This window comes from Streptomyces sp. RP5T (assembly GCF_003933965.1).
Taxonomy (GTDB): Bacteria; Actinomycetota; Actinomycetes; order Streptomycetales; family Streptomycetaceae; genus Streptomyces.
In genome coordinates, this window is record NZ_RSAJ01001045.1 from 1 (window position 1) to 1,532 (window position 1,532).

At 74.1% G+C, this 1,532-nt stretch carries 2 protein-coding genes; one reads left to right on the plus strand and one right to left on the minus strand.

The window, feature by feature from the left end; genetic code table 11:
• Positions 1–322 (minus strand): MarR family winged helix-turn-helix transcriptional regulator (locus EHS43_RS44325; RefSeq protein WP_125196033.1); only part of this gene is annotated, 322 nt, incomplete at its 3' end.
• Between the two features lie 70 nt (positions 323–392).
• Here EHS43_RS44325 and EHS43_RS44330 point away from each other — a divergent pair.
• Complete coding sequence (locus tag EHS43_RS44330; RefSeq protein WP_125196034.1) at positions 393–1,520, plus strand: dihydrofolate reductase family protein; 1,128 nt, start codon at positions 393–395, stop codon at positions 1,518–1,520.
• Positions 1,521–1,532: the final 12 nt, after the last annotated feature.

A 1,532-nucleotide genomic window follows, 5' to 3' on the forward strand; every position in this document is an offset into this window, starting at 1 on the left:
CCATACCCTCGTCCGTGAGGACCGCGACGCTGCCCCTCTTGTCCCACGGGCAGCTCTCGCGCCGCACCAGCCCGTCCTTCTCCAGCCGGGCGACGGCGTACGTCAGCCGGGGCCGGGTGATCTTCAGGCCCTCGGCGAGCTCGGTCATCCGCAGGCGGCGCTCCGGGGTCTCGGAGAGGTTGGCCAGGATGGAGTAGTACAGGTGGGGCATGCCGGCCTCCTGCTGGAGCTGCCGGTCGATGGTGTCCTCCAGGAGGAGCGAGGCGGCGATGTACGCACGCCAGGCTCGCTGCTCGTCGGGGCTGAGCCAGCGGGTCGTCATGCCCCCAGTGTAGGTTTGCTTCAAACTTGAACCAAGCCCGCCGTCCCTCGACCCGCCGGGGAGCCCCTCCATGCCCCACCCCTACGTCCTCCTCTCCGCCGCGGTCTCCCTCGACGGCTACCTGGACGACACCGGCCCCGACCGTCTCCTCCTCTCCAGCCCGGCCGACTTCGACCGCGTCGACGAGGTCCGCGCCTCCGTGGACGCGATCCTCATCGGCGCGGGCACGATCCGCGCCGACAACCCCCGGCTCCTGGTCAACTCCGAGGAGCGCCGCGCGGCCCGGATCGCCGCCGGGAAGCCGCCGTACCCCCTGAAGGTCACGGTCAGCGGCTCGGGCGAGCTGGACCCGGCCGCGAACTTCTGGCACACCGGCGGCGAGAAGCTCCTCTACACGACGGACGAGGGCGCGGAGCGGGCCGGCGCGCTGGGCGTGGCCGCCGACATCGTGCCGCTCGGACCCGAACTGGACTGGCACCGGCTGCTGGAGCACCTGCGCGAGGAGCGCGGGGTGGAGCGGCTGATGGTGGAGGGCGGCGGCCGGATCCACACCCAGCTGCTCCAGCAGGGCCTGGCCGACGAGGTGCAGCTGGTGCTGGCCCCGCTGTTCGTCGGCGATCCGGACGCCCCCCGCCTCTTCGGCCCGGGCGGCTACCAGGGCGGCCGTCTCCGGCTCGTGGAGAGCCGCCGTATCGAGGACGTGGTCCTCATGCGCTACGAGCCCACCGCCCCCGGCACGGGCCTGGTCGCCACCGCCGCGGACCACCACTGGCTCGCGCTGGCCTGCGAGCTGGCGGCTCAGTGCCCGCCCTCGCGAACGGCGTTCAGCGTGGGCGCGGTCGTGGTGGCCGCCGACGGCACGGAGCTGGCGCGCGGCCACTCCCGGGAGGGCGGCGACCCGGTCGTCCACGCGGAGGAGGCCGCGCTGGCCAAGCTCGATCCGGCCGATCCCCGCCTGGCCACGGCCACCGTCTACACCAGCCTGGAACCCTGCACCCACCGCGCCTCCCGCCCGGCCCCCTGCGCCCGGCTGATCCTGGACGCGGGCGTACGGCGGGTGGTGACGGCGTGGCGGGAGCCGGACACGTTCGTCGAGGGGGCCGACGGGACGGGCCTGCTCACGGCGAAGGGCGTGGACGTGCTGGTGCTGGACGAACACGCGGACCGCGCGAAGGCCCCGAACCGCCACCTGCCGTGACGAGGGACCAGC

Excerpts from the sequence above, each read along its gene's own strand:
- EHS43_RS44330 (WP_125196034.1), top strand. The coding sequence starts at position 393 with ATGCCCCACCCCTACGTCCTCCTCTCCGCCGCGGTCTCCCTCGACGGC.